Origin of the sequence: Streptomyces sp. NPDC085866 (genome assembly GCF_044541035.1) — a bacterium.
Taxonomy (GTDB): Bacteria; Actinomycetota; Actinomycetes; order Streptomycetales; family Streptomycetaceae; genus Streptomyces.
On sequence record NZ_JBITSQ010000004.1, the window covers coordinates 542,143 to 568,435 of the forward strand.

General features: G+C 71.2%; 22 protein-coding genes. 4 read left to right on the forward strand and 18 right to left on the reverse strand.

Annotated features, from left to right (window positions below; genetic code table 11):
* Window positions 1-204 precede the first annotated feature (204 nt).
* Complete coding sequence (locus ACIF83_RS12530) at window positions 205-795, reverse strand: isochorismatase family protein (protein WP_399726112.1); 591 nt, start codon at window positions 793-795, stop codon at window positions 205-207.
* A gap of 80 nt (window positions 796-875) precedes the next feature.
* On the opposite strand from ACIF83_RS12530, the gene ACIF83_RS12535 reads away from it, so the two are divergent.
* Complete coding sequence (locus ACIF83_RS12535) at window positions 876-1,865, forward strand: GlxA family transcriptional regulator (RefSeq protein ID WP_399726115.1); 990 nt, start codon at window positions 876-878, stop codon at window positions 1,863-1,865.
* Window positions 1,866-1,877: 12 nt separating this feature from the next.
* Here the strand turns inward: ACIF83_RS12535 and ACIF83_RS12540 are convergent, their stop codons facing one another.
* The 9 genes from ACIF83_RS12540 to ACIF83_RS12580 form a co-directional block, all read right to left on the reverse strand.
* Window positions 1,878-3,050, reverse strand: coding sequence for an MFS transporter (locus ACIF83_RS12540; protein WP_393473864.1), 1,173 nt, complete (start codon window positions 3,048-3,050; stop codon window positions 1,878-1,880).
* Complete coding sequence (locus tag ACIF83_RS12545; protein WP_393473867.1) at window positions 3,050-3,553, reverse strand: GNAT family N-acetyltransferase; 504 nt, start codon at window positions 3,551-3,553, stop codon at window positions 3,050-3,052. Before ACIF83_RS12545 ends, ACIF83_RS12540 begins: the two co-directional genes overlap by 1 nt.
* Before the next feature lies 1 nt (window position 3,554).
* On the reverse strand, window positions 3,555-4,751 hold the full coding sequence (locus ACIF83_RS12550; RefSeq protein ID WP_399726120.1) for a type III PLP-dependent enzyme: 1,197 nt from the start codon (window positions 4,749-4,751) through the stop codon (window positions 3,555-3,557).
* Window positions 4,748-6,046 (reverse strand): DUF6271 family protein, encoded by a 1,299-nt coding sequence (locus tag ACIF83_RS12555; protein ID WP_399726123.1) that lies wholly within the window; start codon window positions 6,044-6,046, stop codon window positions 4,748-4,750. The genes ACIF83_RS12550 and ACIF83_RS12555 overlap by 4 nt, the downstream gene beginning before the upstream one ends.
* On the reverse strand, window positions 6,043-7,062 hold the full coding sequence (locus tag ACIF83_RS12560; protein ID WP_393473875.1) for a phytanoyl-CoA dioxygenase family protein: 1,020 nt from the start codon (window positions 7,060-7,062) through the stop codon (window positions 6,043-6,045). The genes ACIF83_RS12555 and ACIF83_RS12560 overlap by 4 nt, the downstream gene beginning before the upstream one ends.
* A gap of 193 nt (window positions 7,063-7,255) precedes the next feature.
* Entirely contained in the window at window positions 7,256-8,767 is a 1,512-nt protein-coding gene (locus ACIF83_RS12565) for a glycoside hydrolase family 3 protein (protein WP_398140893.1), read from the reverse strand.
* 8 nt (window positions 8,768-8,775) lie between these two features.
* The gene (locus ACIF83_RS12570) at window positions 8,776-9,606 is read right to left on the reverse strand and encodes a carbohydrate ABC transporter permease (protein ID WP_393473880.1); all 831 of its coding nucleotides are present in this window, start codon (window positions 9,604-9,606) and stop codon (window positions 8,776-8,778) included.
* Window positions 9,603-10,601, reverse strand: a complete 999-nt coding sequence (locus ACIF83_RS12575) for a carbohydrate ABC transporter permease (RefSeq protein ID WP_393473883.1) — start codon at window positions 10,599-10,601, stop codon at window positions 9,603-9,605. The genes ACIF83_RS12570 and ACIF83_RS12575 overlap by 4 nt, the downstream gene beginning before the upstream one ends.
* Window positions 10,602-10,693: 92 nt before the next feature.
* Window positions 10,694-11,974, reverse strand: coding sequence for an extracellular solute-binding protein (locus tag ACIF83_RS12580; RefSeq protein WP_393473886.1), 1,281 nt, complete (start codon window positions 11,972-11,974; stop codon window positions 10,694-10,696).
* 323 nt (window positions 11,975-12,297) lie between these two features.
* Between ACIF83_RS12580 and ACIF83_RS12585 the strand changes: the two genes are divergently transcribed.
* Together ACIF83_RS12585 and ACIF83_RS12590 are read left to right on the forward strand one after the other, a co-directional pair.
* Window positions 12,298-13,062 carry a GntR family transcriptional regulator gene (locus ACIF83_RS12585; protein WP_393473889.1) on the forward strand — a complete coding sequence of 255 codons (765 nt, stop codon included), beginning with the start codon at window positions 12,298-12,300 and terminating at the stop codon, window positions 13,060-13,062.
* Complete coding sequence (locus ACIF83_RS12590; protein ID WP_399726130.1) at window positions 13,062-14,354, forward strand: NB-ARC domain-containing protein; 1,293 nt, start codon at window positions 13,062-13,064, stop codon at window positions 14,352-14,354. The genes ACIF83_RS12585 and ACIF83_RS12590 overlap by 1 nt, the downstream gene beginning before the upstream one ends.
* Window positions 14,355-14,358: 4 nt before the next feature.
* Here ACIF83_RS12590 and ACIF83_RS12595 read toward each other — a convergent pair whose 3' ends face one another.
* Window positions 14,359-16,650 carry a Dyp-type peroxidase gene (locus ACIF83_RS12595; protein ID WP_399726133.1) on the reverse strand — a complete coding sequence of 764 codons (2,292 nt, stop codon included), beginning with the start codon at window positions 16,648-16,650 and terminating at the stop codon, window positions 14,359-14,361.
* Window positions 16,651-16,759: 109 nt separating this feature from the next.
* Window positions 16,760-18,655 carry a galactose oxidase-like domain-containing protein gene (locus ACIF83_RS12600; RefSeq protein ID WP_399726137.1) on the reverse strand — a complete coding sequence of 632 codons (1,896 nt, stop codon included), beginning with the start codon at window positions 18,653-18,655 and terminating at the stop codon, window positions 16,760-16,762.
* 240 nt (window positions 18,656-18,895) lie between these two features.
* On the opposite strand from ACIF83_RS12600, the gene ACIF83_RS12605 reads away from it, so the two are divergent.
* Complete coding sequence (locus ACIF83_RS12605; RefSeq protein WP_393473901.1) at window positions 18,896-19,300, forward strand: hypothetical protein; 405 nt, start codon at window positions 18,896-18,898, stop codon at window positions 19,298-19,300.
* Window positions 19,301-19,322: 22 nt separating this feature from the next.
* On the opposite strand, the gene ACIF83_RS12610 is transcribed toward ACIF83_RS12605, so the two are convergent.
* From ACIF83_RS12610 to ACIF83_RS12635, 6 genes are all read right to left on the reverse strand, one after another.
* Window positions 19,323-20,891, reverse strand: a complete 1,569-nt coding sequence (locus ACIF83_RS12610) for an MmgE/PrpD family protein (protein WP_393473904.1) — start codon at window positions 20,889-20,891, stop codon at window positions 19,323-19,325.
* Between the two features lie 97 nt (window positions 20,892-20,988).
* Window positions 20,989-21,357 (reverse strand): nuclear transport factor 2 family protein, encoded by a 369-nt coding sequence (locus tag ACIF83_RS12615; RefSeq protein WP_145884124.1) that lies wholly within the window; start codon window positions 21,355-21,357, stop codon window positions 20,989-20,991.
* A 62-nt stretch (window positions 21,358-21,419) separates the two neighbouring features.
* Window positions 21,420-22,370: a diacylglycerol/lipid kinase family protein gene (locus tag ACIF83_RS12620; protein WP_399726141.1), complete on the reverse strand. Its 951-nt coding sequence runs from the start codon at window positions 22,368-22,370 to the stop codon at window positions 21,420-21,422.
* Window positions 22,371-22,559: 189 nt separating this feature from the next.
* Entirely contained in the window at window positions 22,560-23,390 is an 831-nt protein-coding gene (locus ACIF83_RS12625) for an alpha/beta fold hydrolase (RefSeq protein WP_398140888.1), read from the reverse strand.
* A 44-nt stretch (window positions 23,391-23,434) separates the two neighbouring features.
* Window positions 23,435-24,907: an MFS transporter gene (locus ACIF83_RS12630; protein WP_399726144.1), complete on the reverse strand. Its 1,473-nt coding sequence runs from the start codon at window positions 24,905-24,907 to the stop codon at window positions 23,435-23,437.
* 61 nt (window positions 24,908-24,968) lie between these two features.
* The gene (locus ACIF83_RS12635) at window positions 24,969-26,177 is read right to left on the reverse strand and encodes a cytochrome P450 (RefSeq protein ID WP_399726147.1); all 1,209 of its coding nucleotides are present in this window, start codon (window positions 26,175-26,177) and stop codon (window positions 24,969-24,971) included.
* Between the last annotated feature and the right edge of the window lie 116 nt (window positions 26,178-26,293).

Sequence of the window (26,293 nt, forward strand, 5' to 3'; positions counted from 1 at the left end):
GGTTCTACCTCGCTTCGGTGACGGAGACGCTGACTCTGTGGGCCCGCGGCAGCAAGCCGAAGCGAGATTGACAACGGGGACTAGCGGCGGATTGGAGGATGGGTGGGACGGCCGTGGCGGACGTGCGGGGCACCCCCGTGGTCCCGCACGCCCGCGTCGGCGAGGCGCTTCTGCATCCCCGCCGGTTGATCCGCCGGACCGGCGCTAGCTCAGCGCGGACGCCGACGGTACTACCACCCCGTACAGGTCCTCGATCGTGGCGAGGGCGCTGTGGTGGAGCTGCTCGGCGCTCACCTGGGCCACCGTGGTGTGCGGCGGGCGGGTCGCGGAGGCGTCGGCCACGACGGTGGGCCGGTTGCCGCGCAGGAACGCGCCCTGGGCGGTGAAGGCCACGCACATGTGGGTCATGAACCCGGCGATGACGACGTCCGTGTGGCCGGCGGCGTCGACGCGGTCGCCCAGGTCGGTGTGGCGGAACGCGTCGGGCAGCTGTTTGACGACGACCGGCTCGCCCTCGGCCGGGGCGACGCGGGGGTGGATCTGCCCGATCTCGGCCCGGATGTCGTACGGGGTTCCCTCGCCGCCGTCGTTGATGACGTGGATGACCCGCGCGCCGGCGGCGCGGGCCCGGGCGAGGAGGTCGGCGGCGGCGTCGAGGGCCTCCGGCCAGCCCGCCAGCTCCATCACGCCACGGGTGTAGGTGTTCTGGTAGTCGATCAGGATCAGCGTGGCATCGGCCAACGAGGCCGGCGTCCGGTCGAGTCCGTTGAGTTCACGCAGAGTTGTCGTGGTCACGGCTCCACGCTAGGAGCCGCCCCGGCATGGCAACAATGTCATGTAACTTGCAGATCCGGACACCACGGGGGACGGAGCTCATGGGCGGCATCAACCGGCTGATCGTCATCATGCTCTTCACCGACGTCGACCTGCTCGACGTCACCGGTCCACCGGAGGTCTTCTCACTGCTCCGGCGGGAGACCGACGACGAGACCGGGTATCAGGTCGTCCTGGCCGCCGAGACCATGGACCCGGTCACCACCGCCGCCGGGGTGCGCGTCCTGCCCGACACCACCTTCCGGGAGGTGTCGGGGCGCGCGATCGACACCCTGCTGGTTCCCGGATCGGTGGAGGTCGACGACGAGCGGCGGGTGCACGCCCTCGCCGATCCGTCCGTCGTCGGCTGGGTGAAGGAACTCGCCGGCCGGGCGCGGCGCGTCGCCTCCGTGTGTGTCGGCGCCCATCTCCTCGCCGCCGCCGGGCTGCTGGACGGCAGGCGCGCCACCACGCACTGGTCGACCGCGCAGCAGCTCGCCGCCGACCATCCGGCGGTCGAGGTCGACGCCGACCCGATCTTCGTCCGGGAGGGCGCCGTGTGGACCGGTGCGGGCATCACCGCCTGCCTCGATCTGTCGCTCGCCCTGGTCGCCGAGGACTACGGCGAGGCCCTCGCCCTGCGTGTCGCCCGGCAGCTGGTGATGTACCTGAAACGGCCCGGCGGCCAGAGCCAGTTCAGCGTCCCCATCGAGCCGGCGTCGACCACGCGCCGCATGGACGACCTGCGGCACCACATCGCCCGGCACCTCGCCGCTCCCCTGACCCTCGCCGACCTCGCCGAGCACGCCCATGTCAGCGAGCGGCAGCTCAGCCGGATCTTCAGGACCGAACTCGGCATGACCCCCGCGGCCTACGTCGAGTCCGCCCGCGTCGAGGCGGCGCGCAACCGGCTCGAGACGACGGACGACACCCTCGAACGCGTCGCGTCCGCCTGCGGTTTCCACACCCTCGACACGCTCATCCGCGCGTTCCGCCGCAGGCTCGACACGACGCCGACGGAGTACCGGAGCCGGTTCCGGTACTCCGTCTAGTGCCCCGGTACGTCACCCGGCCGGCACCGGGACCCGGTCCCGCCACGGGATACGGGTGGCGGCCAGAGTGACGATCAGGGCCGAGGCCGCGACCGTGGCCATGCCCAGGGTCAGACCGCCCGCACCCGCGACGAAGCCGATCACGCCGGGGCCGGCCAGCAGTCCCGTCGTCCCCATCGCGGCGACCAGGGACAGCGCGTCCGAGCCGCGTTCGGCGGCGGCGACGTACACGCACGGCGTCACGGCGGCCGCGCCGAGTCCGACGCAGGCGAACCCCAGCAGGGTGGGCACCACCCCGCCGGCCGAAAGGGCCAGGGCCAGGCCGAGGCCGGCCACGGCACTGCCCGTGCGCACCACGCGTCCGTCGCCCCAGCGGCCGCGCCAGCGGTCCGCGCGCACCCGGGCGAGCAGCATCATGACCGAGACGACCGCGATGCCCAGCGGCGCCACCGTCGAGGAGGCCTTGACGACGTCCCGCATGTAGAGCGTCGACCAGTCGTTCATGGCGCCCTCGGTGATGGTGCCGAACGCCATGGCACAGCCCATCAACAGGGTCTTCCCGGACGGCAGGGTCAGGCGCCCCCGCCGCTTCGGTGCCGTCTCCGGGTCCGCGGGCCCGGCATCCGGGTGCGGGAGGAGGCCCGGGCGCGCGTAGGCCAGCAGAAGCAGCAACAGCGCCGCCGCCACCGCGAAGTGGGCCGGAACGGACGCCGTCACGGCGGTGATGCCGGAGGCGAGCAGGGCGGCGGCGAGCAGGCCCGCACTGAACGTGGCGTGCAGCTGGGACATGGCGGTGCGGCCGTACGCCTTCTCCAGGGCGGCACCCTGCGCGTTCATGGCGACGTTGAGGCAGCCGACGGCGACACCGTCACCGCAGATGACCAGCAGGGCGAGCGGATAGTCCGGCACCACCGAGAGGGCCGCCAGCAGCGCCACCAGGCACAGGGCGGAGGCGAGGGAGAGCCGTCGGGAGCCGAGCCTGCGCATCAGGACGGCGACGAGCGGGAAGGAGGCCGCCGCGCCCGCACCGCAGGCCATCAGCAGCAGACCCAGTTCCCCCGCGCCCAGGTCCAGCCTGGTCTTCAGCGCGGGCAGCCGGGCGGCCCAGGTGGCGTACTGGAACCCGAGGAAGCAGAACAGCGCCGCGATCGCCCACTTGGCACGGCGGAAGTCGGAGTTCTCCATCAGCTCGCCTCCCGGTACGCGGCCACCCGGGCCGACATGTACACCGCGTCGCTGCCGTAGCTCGGCGGCAGCCGGGCCTCGCGGTGCGCCCGGTAGCCGTTGGCTCGCCAGAAGGGCTCCTTGCCGCCGACCGCGATCAGCGACATCGTCCGGAAACCGCGGGCGCCGGCCGCGTCCGTCAGATGGCGTACCAGCCGGCTGCCCAGCCCCCTGCGTCGCAGGGGCGCGCTGATGACGAGGTCGTGCAGGTGGAGGTTGGCCGAGTGCTGGGCCACGCGCTCGGGCCGGGTCAGGTCCGGATAGCGGAACATCGGGTACGGCAGGGCCAGGACGTAGCCCGCGATCCGGCCGTCGAGGTCCAGGACGAAGCAGGTGCCCGCCGCGGCCCGGGACCGCAGCGCGGCCTCGCCCTCCGTCAGCGCGGTGTCCGCGTACGCCCCGGCCTCCAGGGCGGCGACCTGGGGCCAGTCGGCCTCGGTGATGCCCCGTACGAGGTCTCTCATCTCAGTGTTGTCCTTCCGGGCCGCGGGTGCAGACGCACGGCAGCGGGCGGATGCCGTTGAAGCCCTGGGTCGTGTAGCTGGTGGCGTAGGCGCCGGCGGACAGGATCCAGACCGGGTCGCCGGAGGCGAGCGCCCGGGGGACGCGCACCGGGTGCCGGCCGCCGCCGTAGGCGTCGTCGCTGTCACAGGTCGGGCCCGCGACGACGGCGGAGACGTACGCGCCGTCGTCCTCGTCGGCCTGGGCGGGAAAGACCAGCTGGTAGCTCAACTGGTCCATCTCGTAGAGGCCGTTGAACTTTCCGACACTCAGGTACAGCCAGCGGGCGTGGGTCCCGTCCGGCTGCGCTCGCCCGGTCAGCCGGTACACGTGCGCGCGGACCGCACCATGGTCGGCGACCAGGTGCCGCCCCGGTTCCAGGACGAAACGGAGCGGTGCGGCGGCGAGGCCGCTCAGGCGCTCCATGCCCTCGCGGATCACGGTGAAGATCTTGTCCAGGGGCGGGTCGAGGGGGTTGCCGTGACGGTCGAGGTAGCCGAGCGCGGGCAGGCCGCCGCCGAGGTTCACGTGGTCCGGTACGACTCCCAGCGCCTCCAGCGTCACCAGCACCTCGGCGAGGGAGTCGAGGGCCTGCTGCCAGGCCTCGCAGGTCAGCTGCTGCGAGCCGACGTGCACGGACAGGCCGGCCGGGACGAGCCCGGACGCGCGAGCCGTGGCCAGGATCGCGGCGGCGTCCTCGGCCGAACAGCCGAACTTGCGGCTCAGGCCCCACAGGGCGCCGTCCCCGCTGGTGGCGAGGCGGCAGAACACCCGGGCGCCGGGGGCGTGTTCGGCGATCGCCCGCACGTCCTGCACGCTGTCGGTGGCGAAGGTGCGGACGCCGAGCCGGTGGGCCGCGGCGATGTCCGTGTCGGACTTGACGGTGTTGCCGTAGTGGATCCGCTCCACGGGCACGCCGGTGTGCAGGGCCTGGACGATCTCGGCGGGACCGGCCGCGTCGAACCCGGCACCCCGGTCCGCGAGACACCGCAGCACCTCGTCCACGGGGCAGGCCTTCAGGGCGAAACGGACCTGGACGCCGGGCAGCTCGGCCAGCAGCCGGTCGTACTGGGCCTCGATGCCGTCGAGGTCGTAGACGATGCGGTCCGCCGGGGCGGCGGCCAGTGCGGCGGCCAGCCGCGCGCTGATCTCCACGCTCACCAGTCCTCGTGTCCGGCCGCCTCGACCAGATGCGGCCAGGCCTCGGTCAGCAGGGCGAAGTCCTCGATGTCCCGGCAGGCCTCGGCCAGCAGCTGCAGGCGGCGCGCGGCCAGTCGCTCCGCGAACTCCTCGTAGCGGCCCCCAAGTTTGCGGTAGGCGGTGTCGACGCGGTCCAGGCGCCACACGTTCTCGGCGCGGTCCAGGGCGGTGCTCTCGCGCAGGAACTCCACGATCCTGTCGGCCCGTACGTGCTGCCGGTCGTCGAGGAGCCGGGCGCCCTCGGCGGCCATCCGGTCGTAGACGTGGTGGAAGTAGTGCATCGACAGCAGGAACTTCACGAACCGGGTCTGGTAGGCCAGGAAGCCCGCGTCGGTACGGCGTTCGGGGGTGTAGAAGTTCTCGATGTGCCGGTTGTGCAGGATGCCGGGGAGCGTGGCGTCGTGGACGAGGTGGATGAGGAAGTAGTCGCTGCCGATGGTGTCGGTGGCCGGGGGCAGCGGGATCCGCTCGTACACGTCGCGGTGGAAGGCGATGTTGCACATGTCGACCCGCATCGGGTCCACGAGGGCCAGCGTGGCGTGGTCGCCGGTGAAGGGGGCCGTGCCCGCTCCGGTGAAGGACTCCTCGACCAGCTGCCGCCGGTCCTCCGGTGACGAGTCGGCGGGCGCCCACAGGCCGACCACGTCGTGGTAGACGCCCTCGTCCAGGCTTCGTATCTCGGCTATGTCGACGGAGAGTTCACCGATGAAGGAGGCACCGGCCAGGGACACCGGACGCGTCGCATGGGCCGGGTCGAGGTCCGTGCGGGTGACGGAGGCCGAGGCCTGCGCGGCGGGCCTGCCCAGCCACGGAAGTTCGTGGTGGACCGGGAAGACCGGCTCTCCGTCGAGGAGTTGGTAGGTGCTGTCGGAGTCCCTGCGGTGCACCGAGTGGCAACCGAGGGCGGTGGCCAGCAGGAAGGCGCGGTCGGTGCAGGAGCCGTAGGAGACACCGTCGGGGAGCAGGAGGCCGAGAAGTCGGTCCGGGTCGGGCAGGCCGGCCCGCCGGATCACGCGGCGCAGGAAGTCGCGCTGCGGGTCCTCGCCGAGGTGGTGCACGGTGACGTTCGCCACCGGGGGCAGTGCCGCCGCGACGCGGGCGTGCTCGGCGCGGGTGAGGTCGTCGCAGGAGTCCAGGATCAGGAGTTGGACGTCCGCGCCGAACTGCTCGGCGGCGTAGGCGGCCTCCCGGTGGATCGCGGTGATGGTGGCGGAGCAGGCCCGGTTGGTGGGCAGGCACAGGCAGATCCGGTTCACCGTGCCGCCCAGGGGTCGAGGCCCAGCAGCTTGCGGCCCAGGTCGTCCAGTTCGGCGGGGCCGTACCGGAGGGCCTCCGGCCTGCGCGCATCGCCGAGCAGGGTGCCGTTCCAGTCGGGGGTGCCGAGCGTGCGCCAGGACTCGACGCGCGACCTCCGCAGCTCCGTGTGCTCCTCCAGGGCGGGCATCATCGACAGATACTGGACGGCCCGGACAGCGTTGTCGGAGTGGTTCGGTGCCACGCCGTGCGCCAGCAGACCGTTGAAGATCAGCAGGTCGCCGGCCTGGAGGTCGGGGCGGACCACGGGGAACTCGGCGCGGTCGAGCGCGGGCCGGATCGGGTCGCGGCCGGCCGGCTGGGCGACGCGCCACTCCTCGAAGCGACGGAACAGCTCCGGCGCGCACTGGAAGCCGCCGAGTTCGGGCCTGGTGTCGTTGAGGGCGATGATGCCCTGGACCCGCTGCGGGAGCACGGCGAGGGTGGTGTCGACGTCCCAGTGCAGCTCGATGTCGAAGCCCTCGTCGGTGGGTTCGATCAGGGAGCGGGAACGGGTGCGGACATTGGGCGGGTTGAGGTTGAGCCGGTCCAGGGTGACCCACAGCTCCTCGCAGTCCCACACGTCCACGAAGGCGTCGTACACGCGCCGCGTCCGGCGGCTGTCCCACATCAGCTGGTGGTGGTACGCCTCCACGAAGCCGTAGATGAACAGGTGCTGGTCGAGCTCGGAGCGGAACTCCGGTTCCTCGTACCAGGTTTCGGGGCGGTCGGGGTCGAGGCCCTGGAAGTCCCAGGCGAACTCGAGCAGGCTCTTCGCCTCGCCGGGGGTGATGGCCTCCCGGACGACGACATAGCCGTACGTCTGCCAGAAGGCGAAGTCCTCCTCGGACAGCACCCGCAGGGGCCGGGACTTCTCGAGGTCGCGCAGGGGTGTCGGGGCGAGGTAGGTCTCGCCGTCCGCGCTGAAGTAGGGGCGGCCGGAGGCCGCTCGGTGGAGGTAGGGGGTGGGCTTGTGCATGCCGTCACTCCGTGGTGATCGAACTGAAGCGCCCTCCCAAGCTGGACTAGACCAATTGAGGGTGTCAACGATTACCGGTCGGTACCCCCGTCAAAGTGCCGCCCAACTGCCGCTCAAATGCCGATGGTTGAACAAAGCAGAGGCCGACACCGGTGAGACTTCCGGTGTCGGCCTGAGCGGGTGACGGCGAGGTTCAGCCCCTGACGACCGCCTCCGCCGCCGCGATCCCGCAGACGCGGGCCGCGCCATGGGTGGCGATGTGCAGGGAGCCGCGCGGCGGGGCCTGCGGTATGCCCATCTCGACCACGACGGTGTCCGGCCCGGCGGCGAGCAGCGTGTCGAGGGCGGAGCCCATCCAGGCGTGCCGGTGCTCGTCGCGGACCACGGCGACGACCCGGCGCCCGGCCGCGGCCGCGAGAGCCTCCCGGCCCGCGTCGGGCCCGCTGAAGGACCCGGCGGTGCTGCCCGGCAGCAGCCGCAGCAGCTCGGCGGCCACGCCCCAGGGGGTCTCGTCGCCGACCGCGATGTTCGGGGCCGGGTTGAACTGGGCCACGTGGACCGGCTCGGTGACCGGTGCGACCGAGCCGTGACGGGTCACCGTCAGCGCTCGGCGGGCCGCGACGAGCCCGATCTCCGGTTCGGGTACGACGGTTTCGGCGTCCTTCTTGGTCTCGGCCGTCCATCGCGCCAGCTCCCGCACCCGGGCGGCCGCGTCGGCCAGGCGCTCCTCGGGCAGTTCGCCGGAGCGTACGGCGGCCACGAGCGCGTCCCGCAGGTTCAGCACGGTCGCCTCGTCGCAGAGGCCGCCGCCGACGCAGATCGCGTCCGCGCCCGCCGCGATCGCGAGGACCACGCCGTGCTCCAGGCCGTACGTCCCGGAGATGGCGCGCATCTCCATGCCGTCCGTGACGATCAGGCCCTGGTAGCCGAGTTCGCCGCGCAGCAGCTCGGTGAGGATGCGCCGGGAGAGGGTGCCGGGGCGGTCCGGGTCGAGGGCGGGGACGAGGATGTGCGCGCTCATCACGGCCCGGGTGCCGGCCGCGATGGCGGCGCGGAAGGGCGGCAGTTCGCGCGCGTACAGCGTCTCCGCGTCCACGTCGATGCGCGGCACCGCGTGGTGTGAGTCGACGTTGGTGTCGCCGTGCCCCGGGAAGTGCTTGGTGCACGCGGCGACACCGGTGGACTGCAGGCCCTCGACCCAGGCCGCGGTGTGCCGGGCCACCAGCGCGGTGTCCGCGCCGAAGGAGCGCACGCCGATGACGGGGTTGTCGGGGTTCGCGTTGACGTCGGCGGACGGCGCCCAGTCGAAGTTGACGCCGCAGGCGGCCAGCCGCCGGCCCAGCTCGCGGGCCACGCCCCGGGTGAGACCGGGGTCGTCGACGGCGCCGAGGGCGTGGTTGCCGGGGAAGGAGGAGCCGGTGCGCACGTCCAGGCGGGTGACGTCGCCGCTCTCCTCGTCGATGGCCACCAGCAGGTCGTCCCGCTCGGCGCGCAGCTCGGCGGTGAGTGCGGTGACCTGCTCCTCGGTGACGACGTTGCGGCCGAACAGGGCGACGGAGGCGAGGCCTTCGCCGAGGCGGCGGCGCACCCAGTCCGGCGCGGTGGTGCCGTCGAATCCCGGCTGCAGCACCGCGAGGGCGTCCCGGGTGAGGGTGTCGCCCGAGGCGGAGCCGCTGTCGGATGCAGTAGTGGCGAGCGGTGTCATCGGCGGTGTCATCCCTTCACGGCGCCGTCGGTCAGACCGCTGACGGCCTTGCGTTGCAGGAAGATGAAGAGGATCAGGATGGGCAGCGCGAACAGGGACGAGGCGGCCATCGTGGCGCCCCAGTCGTCGCCGAAGGCGGTCTGGAACTGGGAGAGCCAGAGCGGCAGGGTCTGCTTCTCGATGTCCTTGTTGAGGATCAGGACCAGCGGGAACTCGTTCCAGGCGGTGATGAAGCCGAACAGCGAGGTGGCCATCAGACCGGGGGCGAGCAGCGGGAAGATGACCTTGATGAAGGCCTGGGTCCGGGTGCAGCCGTCGACCATCGCCGACTCCTCCAACTCCTTCGGCACGGCGGCCACGTATCCGCGCAGCGTCAGGATGGTCAGCGGGAGCACCATGATCGCGTAGAAGACGGTGAGCGGGACCAGGCTGTCGAGCATGTCGTTGTCGCGGACCAGCATGTAGATGGCGATGACCATGACCTCCCAGGGCGCCATCTGCGCCAGCATGAAGGTCACGATGAACCCGCGCCGGCCCTTGAACCGCATCCGGGCGAGCGCGAAGGCGGCGAACAGGGCGATGACGAGCGACAGCAGCACCGCACTGACCGTGACGGTGACGGAGTTGAGGACCAGGGTCCAGAAGTGGTCGGCGTCCACGGCCTTGGCGAAGTGACCGACCGTGAGGTTCGTCGGGAACCACACCGGGTTCTCGGAGATGATGTCGCCGGTCGGCTTGAAGGCCGTCGCGAACATCCAGTAGACGGGGAACGCGAAGCCGACGAAGAGGATGACGGCGGTCGCGTTGGGCCAGATGCGGCCGAAGACGGAGCGGTTCACAGCTCGTCCTCCTCTTGCTTGAGCACCATGCGCAGGTAGTACGAGGTGAGAGCGAGCAGCACCAGGATGGTCAGGAAGGAGATCGCCGCGCCGACGCCGAAGTGCTGGTTGCCGACGCCCTCGACGAAGGCGTAGACCGGCAGGGTCTCGGTGAGGCGGTCGGGGCCGCCCTCGTTGATCGCGAAGATCTGCGGGAACGCCTTGAAGACCCAGATGACTTCGAGGAATGTCGTGGCGTACAGGAAGGGCCGCAGGAACGGGAAGGTCACCGAGGTGAAGCTCTTCCAGGCTCCGGCGCCGTCCAGGGACGCGGCCTCGTACAGCTCCCTCGGGATCGTGGTGGTGGCGGCATACAGGTTGATCGCCACGAACGGGATCGACTGCCAGACGATGATCAGCGTGATCACGGAGAAGGTGGAGAACTGGGAGCCGAACCAGTTGTAGTCGGCCATGGAGTGCCAGCCGAGCTTGTCCAGGCACCAGTTGACGACGCCGAAGCGCTGGGCGAACAGCCACTGGTAGACGGTGGTGGCCGCGATGACGGGCATGGCCCAGGCGAGGACGAGGCCCAGCATGAGCAGCAGCCGCATCTTCTTGCCGAGCCGGGCCAGCAGCAGTCCGATCAGGGTGCCGAGCAGCATGATCAGGACGACGTTGGCGGCGGTGAAGACGACCGAGCGCTCGACGACCTTCCAGAAGTCCGAACCGCTCAGGACCTCTTTGTAGTTGTCGCCGCCGTTCCACTCGGTGAGGTGCTGGATGAGCTGCCGTGGGTTGAGGTTCTGGAACGACAGCATGCCGTTCTTCACCAGGGGCCAGCCGAGCAGGATCAGTGTGGCCAGCAGCGCGGGCAGCAGGAGCAGATAGGGGGCGGCGGCACCGCGGCGGGACGGGGACCCGGAGCCGTGGTCCTCGCTCCTCGGCGGCCCTGGTATCCGGGCCTTGCGGACAGCGGGCTCCCCGGCCGTGTCCGTGCCTTCGGTCTGCACTGACATGAGTTGCCATCTCTTCCGTGGCGGTACCGGCCTTGCCGGCCGTATTGAACGACTGAGCCGGGGGCGTCCGCCGACGCCCCCGGCGCGGGTCATCAGTTCTGCTGGGCCAGGCGCTTGTTGATCTCGCCCTCGACCTGCTTGGCGGCGTCCGCCGGGGACTTACCGTTCAGCACCGCGGTCATGTAGGACTTGATCGGGTTCGGGGTGTTCTCCACCGCGGCCCACTCGGGGATCAACGGGGTGGTGCCACCGACCGAGGCGCCGGGCGCGGCGGCCTCGGCGACGGCGTTGCCCTTGAGGTTGGTCTCCAGGGACTGCTTGTTCGGGATGACGCCGTTGAGCTTGGCCAGCTCGCCCTCGAACTCGTCGGACAGGGCGACCTTCAGGAACTCCTTGGCCAGGGCCTGCTTCTTGCTGCCCTGGGCGACGGCGAGGTTGGAGCCGCCGAGGAAGACGCCTTCGGGCTTGTCGGCCGTGGCGCCCGGGATGGTGAAGTAGCCGAGGTCCTTCTCGATGGCCTTGTTGGCCTGCACCGCGGTGCCGGCCTCCCAGCCCATGCCGATGAAGGCGCCGGTCTTGCCCTTGGCGAAGACCTGGGCCTGCTGCGGGGTGGCCTCGTCCTTGTCCTTGGGGGCCTTGGAGTAGGAGGCGTACTTCTTGTAGGTCTCCATGGCCGCGGCGACCTTCGGGTCGCCCAGGTTGGAGACGTACTTGTCGCCGTCCTTCTTCACCAGGTCGGCACCCTGGCCGATGGTCAGGCCGTCGAAGAAGTACCAGTTCTGGCCCGGCATGTAGAGCGGCTCGGCGTCGGTCTTCTTGCCGATGGTGTCCAGGTCCTTGAAGAACTCGTCCCGGGTCTTCGGGGTGTCCTTGATGCCGGCCTTGGCCCAGATCTTCTTGTTGTAGATGACGACGCGGTTCGCGAAGTACCACGGGGCGGCGTACTGCTTGCCGTCGTACACGGAGGACTGGGAGACCGACGGGGTCCAGTCCGAGCCGATCTCCTTCTTGAGGTCGCCCAGTTCGGCGAGGCCGCCGGTGGCGGCGTAGGCCGGGGTCTGGGTGTTGCCGACCTCGATCACGTCCGGCGGGTTGGACTCGGAGAGGGCGGTGGTGATCTTCTGCTGGATCCCGTCCCACTTCTGGATCTCGAACTTCAGCTTGGCGCCGGTCTTCTTCTCGAAGGCGGCCTGCACATCCTTGGACCACTGCGGCGGAGCCGAGCCGTCCATCGTCCAGACCGTCAGGGTCTGCCCCTTGAAGCTGTCAGGACCCGCGTTCTTGTCCGTGCCCTTCCCGTCGTCGCCGCCGCACGCCGAGACGGAGACCATCATGCCCGCGATCACGATCGCGGCAGCAAGCTTGCGCTTCACGCCACCCTCCTCAGGGATGCCACTAATCCCCCCACGCCCTCGGCGGTGACCTGCGTACGACGCTGTTGCACGTAGGGCTCGGGACCTGGCCACTAATGGTGTAGACCAGTACGGTGGAGCTTGGCCTAGACCTTTTGAGGTGTCAAGGGTGGTTCAGGAAGGCGATCCGGCCGTTACGAGAAAGTCACCGGAGCGCCCGTCCCCTTTTGCACGCACCGCGGACGGCGCGCCTGCTGGACTAGACCTCCTGCACTGGTTGGACTAGACCATAGGGCAGTTGGTCGCTATAACGGGAGCCCACCCACACAGCCGGGAAGGCAGGCATGGCCACCGACGTCAGCAGCGCCCAGCACCCCACGGGGGCGCCCGGCCGCGCCGCGCGCGTGCCGAAGTACTACCGGATCAAGCAGCAGGTGCTGGAGATGACGCAGGCGCTGGAGCCCGGCTCCGCCATGCCCGCGGAGCGCCTGCTCGCCGTCCGGCTCGGCACCTCGCGCACCACCGTCCGGCAGGCACTGCAGGAACTGGTCGGGGAGGGCCGGCTCGACCGCATCCAGGGCAAGGGCACCTTCGTCGCCCAGCCCAAGCTGTACCGGACCCTCCAGCTCACCTCGCACACCGAGGACATGCGCGCCCAGGGTCTGGAGCCCGCCTCGCACATGCTGGACATCGGCGAGGTCGCGGCGGACGCCAAGCTGTCCGGTCTCCTCGGCATCGAGGTCGGCGAGCGCGTCCTGCGCATCGAGCGGCTGCGGCTCGCCAGCGGCGACCCCATGGCGATCGAGACGACGCATCTGTCGGCGCGGCGCTTCCCCGGACTGCGGCAGTCGCTGGCCACGTACCCGTCGCTGTACACGGCCCTCGCCGAGGTGTTCGGGGTCCATCTCGCGGAGGCCGACGAGACGATCGAGACCTCGCTGTCGACCCCGCGCGAGGCCCAGTTGCTCGCCACCGACGTGGGCCTGCCGATGCTGCTGCTGTCCCGGCACTCCCGGGACGCCGAGGGCAGACCGGTGGAGTGGGTGCGCTCGGTGTACCGGGGCTCCCGCTACAAGTTCGTCGCGGCCCTGCGCCGGCCGGCACGCTGATGAGCCCGCTGCACGTCGCGGCCGCCCCGGACAGCCTGGGCGCCGCGCTGGTCCGGGCCCGTGAGGCGGCCTGCCTCACCCAGGGGGAGCTGGCCGAGCGGTCGGGGCTGAGTGTGCGGGCCATCCGCAACCTGGAGACCGGTCACACCTCCCGTCCCCGCAGGCAGTCGCTGCTGCTGCTCGCCGAGGCGCTCGGGCTCCCGTCCCGCGAGGCAGGGCGGTTACTCCGGCTGCCCCGCGCCGGATCCCCGCCCGCTCCCCCGGGCGCGGCCGTACCGGCGGAACTGCCCGCCGCCCCCCGCCACCGGCTCGTCGGGCGCGATGCGCTGACGGCGGACCTGACGGCCCGGCTCGCCCGGACCGAGCCCGGTCACGGCCGGGCCGTCGTGATCGTCGGACCGCCCGGGGCCGGGAAGACCTCGCTGGTCCTGCGGGCCGCCCACGAAGTGCGTGGCCGGTTCCCGGACGGACAGGTCTTCGTCGACCTGCACCGCGCCTCCTCCCTCCCCGTCACCTCGGACGTGCTCGTCCGCCGGATCCTGCGCTCCCTCGGCGGCGCCCCGGCCCCCGAGAACCCGGAGGAGGCGCGCGCCCGGCTGCGGGACGCGCTCAGCAGACGGCGGGTGCTCGTGGTCCTCGACAACGTCGACAGCGAGGCGCAGGTACGACCGCTGCTCGTGGACGAGGACAGGAGCGCGGTCCTGGTGGCAGCGCGGCGCGAACTGTCGGCGCTGCCCGACGGGTTCCACCGCCGGATCGGCGCCCTGGACCGGCAGGACGCCCACCGGATGCTGGCGGACCTGGTGGGCACCGCCCGCATCCGCGCCGAGCGCCCGGCGGCGCAGAGCGTCGTGGAGTCCTGCGCGGGGCTGCCGCTGGCCCTGCACATCGCCGGCCTGTGGCTCACGGCGCGCCCGCACCGGTCCCTCGGCGACCTCGCGGACCGGCTGGCCGACGAGCGCGAGCGGCTGCGCTCGCTGCACGTCGGGGACCTGTCCCTGCACACCAGCGTGACCGCGTACTACCGGCCTCTGCCACCCCCGTTACGGACCGCTCTTCATCAACTGGCTGGCATCCAGGGAAACTTCGACGTTCAGGAGATGACGACCCGGGTGACACCGTCCCGGCGGCTCGCCGTGGACCTGCTGGAGGAGCTGCTGCACCGCCAGATGGTCCAGGCCTGCGAGCCGGACCGGAACGGGCAGATCCGCTATCGCGTGTACGACGCCGTACGCCTGTATGTGGCGCACGGCGCCCTACTGCCGCGGACACGGCACCTGCACTGCCTCTAGAGGCTCAGCCTCTACGGAACCACGGGGTGTTCGGGCGGGACTCGCGGACCAGTGTGTCCGGGTGACCGGCACCGTCGGAGATGGAGATCACCCGGTACTGCTGCTCGTGGAAGACCCAGCACCACGTCTGGCCGCTCACCCGGAACCGGCCCGGCACGAAGAGGAATCCCTCGGCCTTCCTGATGCCCTGCAGTGAGACCCACTTGGTCAGCTCGCGGTCGGTGCGCTCCATGACGTCGGTGTGCATGCCGCCGTCGGCGATGGAGATCAGCCGGTAGCGCTGGCCCTGCGGGGTGGTGTGGAAGAGCCAGTACCACGACTTGCCGTCGGCTTCGTCGGCCCGGCGCTGGTCGGGCACCGGCAGCACCGCGTCGACCCGGGTGACCCCGCCGAAGGAGTTCCAGCGGGACAGCGGCTGGTCGTCGCCGATCCTGCGGCTGGTGTGGCGGGCGTCGTGGGCGATGTTGATGCGGCGGTAGACCTGGGTGCCGCCCTTGGTGTGGAACAGCCAGTAACTGCTCTCGCCGTTGAGGCCCTGCTCGTCGGGCACGGGCAGGATCGCGTCGACCCGGTCCACGCCCGCCAGCGCGGGCCAGGAGGACAGGTCGATACCCGGGTCCATGACCGTCCCCGTACGGTCGTCCTTCCCCGTGGTCAGCTGTTCCAGCTCGGCGCCGCCGGTGCCGGCGACGCGGACGGTGCGCCCGGAGAAGGTCCAGTAACGGCCCTCGACGTCCGGCCAGGGCAGGATCTCGTCCATCGGGCCGGCCTGCACCGGCTGCCCGGTCTGCCCGCCGGTGCCGCCGGCGGAGGTCGCGCCCTCCAGGCGGCCCCGGCTGAGTCCGCGCAGGGTGGTGAGGGAGGGGCTGAAGGCGTAGACCGAGCCCTCGGTGGTCACGAACGGCTTGAAGCTCAGGATGGTGGTCTTCCGGTCGCCGTTGATGTTGGAGTGGCTCTCGAAGGCGATCTCGCCGGTGGTGACTCCGGGAAGCATGCCGCTGACCATCGGGTCCGGGCCGGGCTTGGGCTTGCGGTCGTGCGGGAAGTTCGGGTCGTTGATCCAGTCGGTCTGGATGAACTCGAACTGCTGGCGCAGGTCGGCCTGGTAGCAGACGAAGAGCAGGCCGCGGGACTCGTCGGGGCCGCCGCCGTCCTCGTTGGCGGGGTCGAAGGGGGCGCCGTAGGGGATGCCGCGCCGGATGATGCGGCGTAGGTCCATGAACTTCTCGTCGACCAGCTCGCCCCCGTCGACCAGGCCGTCGCGCGGAGCGGTCTTGCGCAGGTGGGAGAAGAGCGGGGTGGTGATGCCGTGGGGGTCGTCCTTGAAGCTGAGATCGTTGTCGGGCTTGGTGCCCGGCGGGGGCGCGGCGTCGGGGTACTTCGCGATCGAGGCTCCGCAGCGCCAGCGGCCCACCAGGCGGGCGCCGAGCCACTCGCTCTTGGTGTTCTCGTCCACCACCTTGGCTTCCCGCAGCTTCGCCAACTCGGAGTTGACCTGCGCCCACCAGCCGGGGACGTCCTGGCCGAGCCGTCGTACGACCTGGAAGGAGCCGTACTTCATCCAGTCGGGCACGCCCTTGGGCAGGGGGGTCTCCTGGTCGGCGCCGAGGACGAACTGGCCGGCCGGGATCATCCGGGCGCCCTCGGCCTCCTCCGGGTCGTCGAAGCCCACCACGAACGGCTCGCTGACGCCGTCCTTGAAGCCGAAGTGCTCCTTGCCCTTGCGCTTGCCGGGCAGCGTGGCGCCGGACTGCGGGTGGACGATCAGGACTCCGGCGCGAGAGGCGGCCTCCGTCTGGCGGGTGACCTCGGTGTCGTGGTCGCCCCTGAGGTCGGCCGCGATGGTCAGCACGGCGTGGATGGGGGGTTTCTGTTCGGAGCCGAAGATCCATCTCTTCGGATCGTTGCACCCCGTGTCGCCGAGCGCCTCGGCACGGACGGCGGACCCCTGGACGAACGCCTGGACGGTGGTGCCCGTGGGCACCTTGTCGAACACCTTGTCGTTGCCGGTGAGGAACTGGATGCCCGGATAGGTGAGGCTGAGGCCCACCCAGGTGGCCTTGAGGTTCTTCGGGTCGTCACCCTGGGAGTTGACGCGGGCGTCGTGGAACTTCTGGTTGAACTGGGCGACCTGCTCGGTGGTGGCGATGGAGGGGATCAGCTCTGCCAGCCAGTTCCGGGCGGCGGTCATGTCGCCGAACTGGAGGAAGAGCAGGGTCATGTAGTCCTTCTTGAACCCGGCGAGGATGTCGCCCTGGATCTCGGTGCTGTCGCGCAGCGGTAGCGGGGTGGTCATGGAACTCCCTTGCTGGATGGGGACGGTGGGGACGGTCCGGAGGCCCGGGCGGCGCGTGGACGGTGCCGCCCGGGCCTCCGGTACGGGACGTGACAGGTGGTACGGGGCGTCAGGCGCCGGGCCGCAACTGCACCCACTTGGCGATGCTGGGCACGCCGCGCTCGTCGAGCAGGAACAGCAGGTAGTAGCCGGGCGGCGCGTCGTTGACGGACGGCGGGGTCTTCAGCACGAGCTTGTTGCCGGCGCTGCTGGTGATGGGCAGCTCGATGCGGCGCTGGCTGGTGTCCACCGAGTGGGTGGAGGTGATGGGCGCCATCAGGACGGCCTTCTCGGCCAGTTCGGGCGTGCCGGTGCTGATCCGGAGGCTGCTGTCGTAGCCCACGGTGGGGTTCGTCACGTCCGTCAGGGTTGGCCGCTGGCCGCCCTGGTGGAGATACGGCGGCTCGTAGATCTCGATGGTGCCGTTCATCCCGGACTTGATGTCCTTGTTGTTGGCGATCTCCTGCAGCTCGTCGCCGGTGATCATGATGCGGCCGTCGGGCAGGATGACGGCGTTGGAGTGGTAGCCGCGCGGCAGCCGCTGGCTGGGGCCGACCCGCCAGGTGCCGTCGAAGCCGCGGATCTCGGTCTGCCGCCACTTGTCGTCGGCGTTGGGGTTGTAGTCGCCGTTGCCGTAGTTGCGGATGTCGTAGCCGCCGTTGACGGTGAACAGCCGGCCGTCGGGGAAGATCAGCGTGTCGTCCTGGGTTCGGCCGAAGGCGCGGGCGCTGTCCTCGGCCCAGCGGCCGCCGGAGAACTTGTACGTCTTCGGGTCGTTGCGGTCACCGCCGAGGATCAGGACGGAGTCCGGCCCGTTGCCGGGGGTGTTGTTCGGCAGGGCCACCGCGGAGCCGTAGTTGCGCATGCCGCCGCCGGGGCGGTTGCGCAACGGCTGCTCGGTCTCGGTCTGCGGGTCGAAGACGTACTGCTCGTTGTAGGTGCGCCCGAACCCGTAGATCTTGCCGTCCCGCAGCGAGAACAGGTGCGGGTAGTCGGTCGAGTACTCGGCCTTGACCGGCCACTTGTCGAGTGCCTGGTCGACCGGGGTGGTGGACGGGTCGTACGACACCGCGGTGTTCTTGGCCGGGAAGCGCTCGATCGCCTGGGAGAGCTTGCCCCAGCCGATGTCGCCGTGGCCGGAGGTGATGAACTGCCGGCCGTCGGCGCCGGTGACGACCGACGGGTACCAGCGGCCCTCGGCCATGTCCTTCTGCTGGTGCCAGGTCTCGGTCCAGGGGTCGAAGACCAGGGCGAGGTGGGCTCCGGTGCCGTGGTTGCCGCCGAGGTTGCCGCCGAAGATGCCGACCATGCCGTTGGGCAGGTAGGAGTGTCCGGCGCAGAAGATCGGGGCGGGGCGCGGTTCGTCCGTGCCGTCGTCCATGTTCAGGACCGGCGGTGGTACGGCCTTGAAGGTGCCGGTGCCCGTGCCGTTCTCGGGTGGGGTCCAGACGTAGGCGCGGCCTGCGTTGTCACGGCCGATGACCTCGGTGGGCGCCGTCTCCTTGTTCGGGCTGTCCTCGACGGCCTCGAAGGAGAACAGCAGGACCTTGCCGGTGGGGAGCAGTGCGACGTGGTCGCCGTAGTCCGGGCTGTCGATGTACTGGGCGAACTTCCCGGACGTCGACGCGTCGAACGCCGCGTTGGTCACCGTCTGCGAGTCGGTGTGCTCCTTCAGACTGCGGTTGCGCATCGGCTGCGGGTAGCCGCGGTCGACGGCGCGCAGGCCGATGCGGTCCCGGGCCAGGTTCTCGGCGCGGGCCCGGCCGAGGGCCTTGACCTCCTCGGGGCGGACTTCCTTCGCGATCTGTTCGCGGGAGATGCGCACGGGCCCCGGCGGGGGGCCGAAGTCGCGCGTGGCGGACGGGGTGGAGCCGAGCGCGACGGGTGCGGTGACAGACAGAACGAGCGCGGCACAGCCGGCCGCGAACGTCCACCTCCCCTTGCGGGGGATCCCTCTGCGGGACATGGGACTCCTCGTGGGAACACGCGGCGCCGCGGGCGGCACGAGGCAGCATGGGGCGACCACGTAGAGTTACGGAATGCGCTTACTCAATCACACACCGTAGCGATTCGAGGTCGTCTGCTCGAAAGATTGACCGTTTTACCCCGTTGGGTGGTAACGCTGCGTGTCCGGCACGGCCCGGCGAGAGGCGGCGGGCTCCAATGAGCCGAACTCGTCCCCTTCGCTCTTCCGAGGAGTCTCACCATGCCGGGAACACGCACGCCCCTCGCCGTGGCCGCGGGCGCCCTGACCCTGCTCTGCTGTGCCGCCGCACCGGCCGCCGCGGAACCGCAGCCCCCGCAGCACACGGCCGCCCCTGTCATCCACGGCGGTGCCGACGGCAGCCGTCACGAGGTGTTCTGCCCCGGGATGCAGCACGTCGAGAGCGGGGGGTACGTCCTCACCGCCAAGTCCGGCACCAAGCTCTCCGAGGTACCGGCCGACGTCCTGGAGAACCGGCCGAACGACCACGCCACCGGCTGGATCCTCGCCGTGCGCAAGACGACGCGGCGGTACCTCGCCTACGGCGTGCTGGGGCAGGAGGCCGGCCCGGCCGACCTGCAGATCCACCTCGTGTGCACCGACGAGACGATGTCGCACGGCGCCTGACGGCACCCGTGCGGCGGCGCTGTCAGTCCAGGAACGCCGTCTCGATCCAGCGGCGCACCGCCCGTGGGCGCATCCGGTGCAGGCCGCCGACGGTGTCGGCCACCTGCTGGGAGCCGCCGAGCGACAGGAACTTCTCCCGCACCAGGTCGGCGTGGCCCGCCCGGGTCTCCGGACCGGCGGCGCCCACCGGGATCAGCCGGGTGCGGGAGATCCTGCGGCCGTCCGTCAGCCGTACGGTGACCCGCGCGCCGGTGGCCTTGGTGGACCGGGAGAAGTCCCGGTCGTCGGCCTGCAACGCGCCGATCAGGTCCACGAGTTCGTCCCCGCCGAAGCCGCGCAGCCACGGCACGGCCAGCTCCCCCGCCTCCCGCACGGCCTCGCCGAACGGCGCGTCGGACAGGAACAGTTCGCGGGTCATCTCCGTGTCGTGCTCCAGCCGGATCCGCTTCGCCAGCGCCCAGCGGTCGGGGTCGTCCAGATACGGCGCGGAGAAGTCGTCCACCGAGAACTCGCCGGTGAGCAGGGTGGTGGCCACGGGATAGGGCACGTCGAGGACCAGCGCACCCAGCGGTGAGCCGGGCCCGGTGACGTACTGGGCGGCCCGCTCCCCCGCGAACAGCGTGTACAGGGAGGCCTCGACGACCACTTCGGCCACGTCCTGCGGCCTGACCGGGCCGAGTTCCCGGTGGATCTCGGCGGCGCAGTCCACCGCGGCGTCGATGCCGGGCCCGCCGGGGTGCATCTTGAACGACAGCGTGTCGGTGTGCCAGCGGCGGCCCAGCCCCTTCGCCACCGCCTGCGGCAGCGGCACGGTCGCGAACCGGGCCAGGAAACCGTCGCTGTGCTCCATGATGTCGGGCGCCCCGCGCAGCCCCGCGTACGCCGCGTCGCAGGCGTCCATCGCGGTGCGCACCGGCGTGAAGGTGTTGAACAGCCGGGCGTCACTGGCGAGGAAGGCCCGCATCAGCGGCCAGTTCGGCATCGCGAAGGCCAGCCCGAAGGAGTTCTCGAAGAGGGAGGCGGAAGCCCGGTCGCAGTGCAGGCGGCCCGCGACCGCGCCGGCCAGGTGGGTGTGCACGGCGCTCTGGCCGCGCAGCGGCCCGAGGGTCGCGGAGGCGGTGATGCGGGCCGCGCACTCGTTGGCCACGACCACCGCGGTGAGCAGCGAGAGCCCGTCCAGCCGACGGGCGTAGGCGAAGGCGAGCGGCACCGCGACCGTGGAGTTGGACAGGTGCCCGGCGTACGCGGTGTCGTCCAGGTTCAGCCAGGAGCCGAGCGCGGCGAAGACACCGGCGGCCTGGCGCGGGTCGCGCTGCATGGGGTGCCCGAAGGCGGCCACCAGCTTTCTGCCGAGGGGGTGCTGGAGACCGGCCCGGATGGAGGCGATCTGCGACAGCACCTGGCTCGCGGCGAGCTTCAGCACCCGGCACGGGATGTGCTGCGGGCGCAGGGTCGCGGCCCAGTGCGAGAGTTCGCGCAACGGGGTGTCGGCGGGCGCGCGGCCGCGGCCGGCCCGGGGCAGGGTGTGTGCCTGCTCGGCCCAGTCGGCGCACAGTGCCCGGGCGACGCTCTCCCCGAGGACAGCGGTCATGAGGCGGCTACCTTCCTTGCCGTGCGTGCGTCACGGGTGGGAACACGACCGCGGGAGCACCGTCGCCCCGGTGCTCCCGCGGTGTTGGGGGTGGTGCTCAGGCGGCCGGGACCTTGTCGAGGAAGCCGTAGACCGCCTTGATCTTGCCCTCGGCGTCGGTGACGATCACGTCGAAGCCGATCGCGATCGGCTCGGCACCCGGCTCGGTCACCAGGCCCCACTGGAAGCGGGCCTGGTCGTGGTGGGCGTCGACGGTGCCGTGCAGCTCGAAGGCGAGGCCCTTGAACTGGTCGCGGGCACCGGCCACCACGGCCCCGAAGCCCTCGTGACCCTCGACCGCCGCGAGCGGGTCGATGTACGGGGCGTCGGCGGTGAACAGCTCGGCGATGGCCGCGGCGCGCTTGTCGGCGTCCGCCTCGTTCCAGATGTCGAGGTAACGGGAGACGGTGGTGGTCAGGTCGCTCATGCGGGCGTTCTCCTCTGTGACTTGCTTGACTTGTTCTTCTGACAGGTGGCTTCGTACGGGCTTCAGGGGGTGGCCGGCGCCCAGACCGGGAGGGCTCCCGGGAGCACCTCGAAGGTGGCCGAGGCGCCGATGCCGTGCTGGTACTCGCCGTCGTGCTCCAGCGGCAGCCGGAGGCCGTCGGTACGCTCGACGGTGATCCTGCGACCGCGCGCGTACACGGTCGCCGGATGGTCCATGTGCGCGGCGTTCAAGGTCAGTTCGGGCACATCGGCCGCGGCGATCCCGCTGCCGATGACACAGACGTCGAGCAGTCCGTCGTCGAGCAGCGAGTCCGGCAGCACCTGGAACCGGCCGCCTCGGTACCGGCCGCCGCCGACGTTGGCGAGGACCGTGGGGCCCTCGTGCACGACCCGGCCGTCGACGGTGACCCGGCCCGGGTACGGCGGGTAGCCGTCGGCCGTGTCCGCGAAGGCGCGGGCATAGCGCTCCCGTCCGGTCAGGGGCAGCTCCCGGGCGGTGATCAGAGCGTCGGCGATCACGCCAGAACAGGCGCCCAGATAGACGTAGTTGCGGGTCTCGGCGAGGCGGGCCAGGTCCAGCCGACGGAGCCGGGCACTGCCGCCGATGCCGTTGTCGGTCAGGACCGCCTTCAGGGACTCGCTCCAGGGCCGCTCGCCCCAGAGCATTTTGTAGCCGGAGTTGCCGGTGCCGCCGGGCACCACCGCGAGGGTGGCGCTGCCGGTGACGGGCACAAGGCCCTGTACGGCTTCGCGAACGGTCCCGTCGCCGCCGATGACGACGATCAGGTCGGGCGCCCCGGTGGGCCGCTGCAGCGCCCGGCGCACGGCGACGGTGGCGTCGCCCGGTCCGGTGGTGAGGTGCACCTCGGCGCGTTCCAGGCAGGACGCGCACAACTGGCGCACCTCCTCGACCAGTTCGGGCGAGTGGCTGCCGGAAGCGGGGTTGCCCAGGACGAGGGCCCGGGTGGGAGCCGGGGCTGCGGTGTCTGCCATGAGGGGCGTACTCCTTCGTCGGACGGCACCCGCGGACCGGGCCGGCTGTGCGCCCGGCGTCGCGGCGATCTCCACTCTGCCGAGGGGCGCTGTCACGGGGCTGACACGGCGCTGACGCGGCACGCCGGGGCCGGAACGCGAACGTCCGGCCCCTTGCGCAGGGGCCGGACGCGGTGGGAGCGACGGGTGTCACTCCTTGACGAACGCCAGCAGGTCGGCGTTGAGCCGGTCCGCGTGGGTCGCGAACATGCCGTGCGCAGCGCCCTCGTAGGTGATCAGCCGGCTGTCGGGTATCAGTTCGGCGGTCCGCGGGCCGCACAGCGGGTACGGCGCCGCCAGGTCTGCGGTCCCGTGGATCACCAGGGTGGGCACCGGGACCGCGGCCGCCTCCGCGCGCTGATCGGTGGTGAACAGCGTGCGGTAGATCTCGATCCCGGCTCTCGGCGAGGTGTTCAGGCACATGCCGATCAGCCAGCCGGCGAGCTGCTCGGAGAGCGGCAGCTGATCCGGGTCCGGCTCCGGGCCCGCGAAGAACGGCCGGGTCAGCGCGGACAGCCAGGCGGCCCGGTCGGTCCGGATGGCCTGTTCCACCTGGTCGAAGAGCCCGGGTTCCAGTCCGTCGGGGTTGTCCGGGGCGCGCAGCAGGAACGGCGTCGTCGAGGCCACCAGGGCGAGCCCGGCCACCCGGGCGGTGCCGTACCGGGACAGGTAGCGCACGCACTCCCCGCCGCCCACCGCGTAGCCGACCAGCACGGCGTCCCTCAGGTCGAGGTGGTCGAGCAGGTCGGCGAGGTCGCCGGCCAGGGTGTCGTAGTCGTATCCGGTCCAGGGGATGTCCGAACGGCCGCTGCCGCGCCGGTCGTAGGTGATGCAGCGCAGCCCGTTCCCGGCGAGGAACGGCGCCTGGAACTCCCACATGCGCGAGTCCGCCATGGCCGCGCCGAGCAGGACGACGGGCCGTCCGTCGCCCCAGTCGCTGTAGTGCAGCCGGGTTCCGTCCCGGGTGGTGAGGTACGGCATCCCTTCTTGCCTCCTTCCTTCGTACGGTCGGGGGGGCTGGGAGCTCACTTCCGGGCGGCGCGGCCCGGGGCCGCGAGCACCAGCAGGGAGGCGAGGACGCCCAGGCAGACGAGGGGGATCAGGGTGACGGCGAACGCGTGCGGGTAGGCGTCGGCCTTGCCGCCCGCGTCCGCGAGCGCGGGGAAGAAGACCGTGCCGGCGATCGCCACGCCGACGGCGGCCCCGCCCTCCTGAGCGGTGTTGAGCAGCCCCGAGGCGGCGGCCGCGTGCTCGGGGACCGCGCCGCCCAGCACCAGGTTGGTCAGCGGACCGGTGGTCAGACCCATGCCCAGCCCGGCGATCAGCAGGACGGGCAGCAGCCACAGCACATGTCCGCTCATGTCCAGGCCGCGTGCCGTCAGCGCGATCGCGGTGTAGCCGACGGCCAGGACGAGCGGACCGACGGCGACCCGGCGGGCGGTCACCGAGGCGGCGAACCGGGCCGAGACGATGGAGGCGCCGAAGTAGCCCGCGCCCAGCGCCAGGAACATCAGCCCGGACTGCAACGGGGTCAGGCCGCGACCCAGTTGCAGGTAGAGGGCGAGGGTGAAGAAGAACGAGCCCATGGCCAGGAAGTAGACGACCGTCGCGACCAGGCCGACCGAGAACAGCCGGGAGCGGAACATCCCCGGCTCGATCAGCGGACCGCGCCCGGCGGCGGACCTGCGGCGCAGGTGCCGGACGGTCACGGCCAGCAGCACGGCCGCCCCGGCGAGCGACTCCCACACCCACACCGGCCAGTCCCGCTCCTGTCCTTCGAGCAGCGCGAACACCAGCAGTCCCAGGGTGACCGTGACCAGCAGGGCGCCGGCCAGGTCGAGCCGGGTGCCGCCCTGGCCGCGGGACTCGGGGATCGTACGGCGGACGAAGGCGAGGGAGAGCAGGCACAGCGGGACGTTGATCAGGAAGATCGTGCGCCAGCTCAGGCCGGCCACGTCGACCGAGATCAGCGCGCCGCCGATGAACTGGCCGAAGACTCCCGCCAGTCCGATGACCAGGCCGTAGACGTTGAAGGCGCGGTCGCGGGCCTGGCCGGTGTACACCGTGCCGATGATCCCCAGCACCTGCGGCACCATCAGCGCGGCGGACGCGCCCTGGGCGATCCGGGCCACCACGAGCACGGTCACCGAGGGCGCGAAGCTGCACGCGGCCGAGGCCACCATGAACAGCACCATGCCGAGGGCGAACATCCGTCGGCGGCCGTAGAGGTCGCCGAGCCGGCCGCCGGTGATCAGGCCCGAGGTGAAGGCGACGCCGTAGCCGACGACGATCATCTGGGCCTGTGCGGCGGTGGCGTCGAGGTCCGCCTTGATGGCGGGGACGGCCACGTTGGCGATGAAGAAGTCCAGCACCGTGATGAACGTCCCGACGAGGACCACCAGGAGGGCACCGGCGGAGGGGGCGGCAGCCGGTGCGCCCACGGGGGTCGTGCGCTCGCGCCCCTCCACCGCGACGTCGGGGGTTAATTCAGAAGTCATGACGACTCCGTTTCCTTGATCGTGCGTTGTGGGTTGTGCGGTGCACCGGGGATGTCTCCGGTCACCAGGTCACGGGCAGATGGGTCACCCCGTGGAAGACGGTGCCGCGGCGGAACAGCGTGCGCGGGTCGGCCGCGAGGCGGAGGTTCGGGAAGCGGCGCAGCAGGGAGCGCAGGGCCAGCTCCATCTCGAGCCGGGCCAGCGGGGCACCCTGGCAGTAGTGCGGGCCGAAGCCCCACTGCAGGTGGCCGCTGGTGTCGCGGTGCGGGTCGATGCGGTGCGGGCAGGCGAAGACGGACTCGTCGTGGTTGGCGGCGGGCACCGAGATGACCACGGCGTCGCCCTTCTCGATCGCCACGCCGCCCAGCTCCATGTCCTCGATCGCGAGGCGGACCATGGCGTCCTGGGAGATCGACCAATATCGCAGGCATTCCTCTACAAAATTCCCGATCAGCGCGCCGTCGTCGGCGGCGACCTGGGCCCGCAGTTCGTCGTCGCGCAGCAGAGCGAGGATGTTCAGGGCGATCTGGTTGGTGGTGGTCTCGTGGCCCGCGACCAGTACGAGGCGGGCGATGCCGACGAGTTCGTCCAGGGTGAGGGCGCCGGTCGCATGGTGGTTGACGGCGAGCCTGCTGATCAGGTCGTCCCCGGGGTCGGTGAGCTTGCGCAGCGCCAGCTTGGCGAGGTACTCGGACATCTCGACGAAGGCGGCCTGGGAGACGGCCGGGTCCTCCTGGGAGATGATGACGCGGGTCTTCTCGATGAAGAACGGGGAGTCCTCCTCCGGGACACCCAGTAATCGCGCGATGACGAGGGTGGGCAGCGCCCGGGAGAAGACGGCGTGCAGGTCGGCCGGCTGGGGCTGGGCGGCCAGTTCGTCCAGCAGCTCGTCCACCAGCCGCTGGACCGGCTCGCGCAGCCGCTTGACGCGGCGGTAGGTGAACTCGGTCTGGATCATGCCGCGCAGCCGCGCGTGCTCGGGATCGTCCAGGCGGAGGAACGAGCTGGGGTTGCCCCCGGGCGGCACCTGGATGCGCACGGGGGCGCCGGGTAACGTCTCGTCGGCGCTCAGCCGCGGGTCGGACAGGGCCTGGCGCACGTCGTGGTACCTGGTCACCAGCCAGGCCAGTCGTGACTGGGCTGCTCCCGCCGGGATGCGCACCACGCAGGGGGGTGCCTGGCGCAACTCGGCCAGCACGGGCGGCGGGTTGCCGTCCTCGGTGCGGGCGAAGGGCCAGTCCAGGATGTCGGTGTGGTCCGCGAGTGACATGTTCGTCCTCCGTGATCGGGGGGCAAAGGTGATCCTCGGCACCGACTCTCTTTCTGCGTGGGGCACGGTGAAGTGGGTCCGGACGACGCGCGGAAGAGGAATCTTTACCTCCGAGT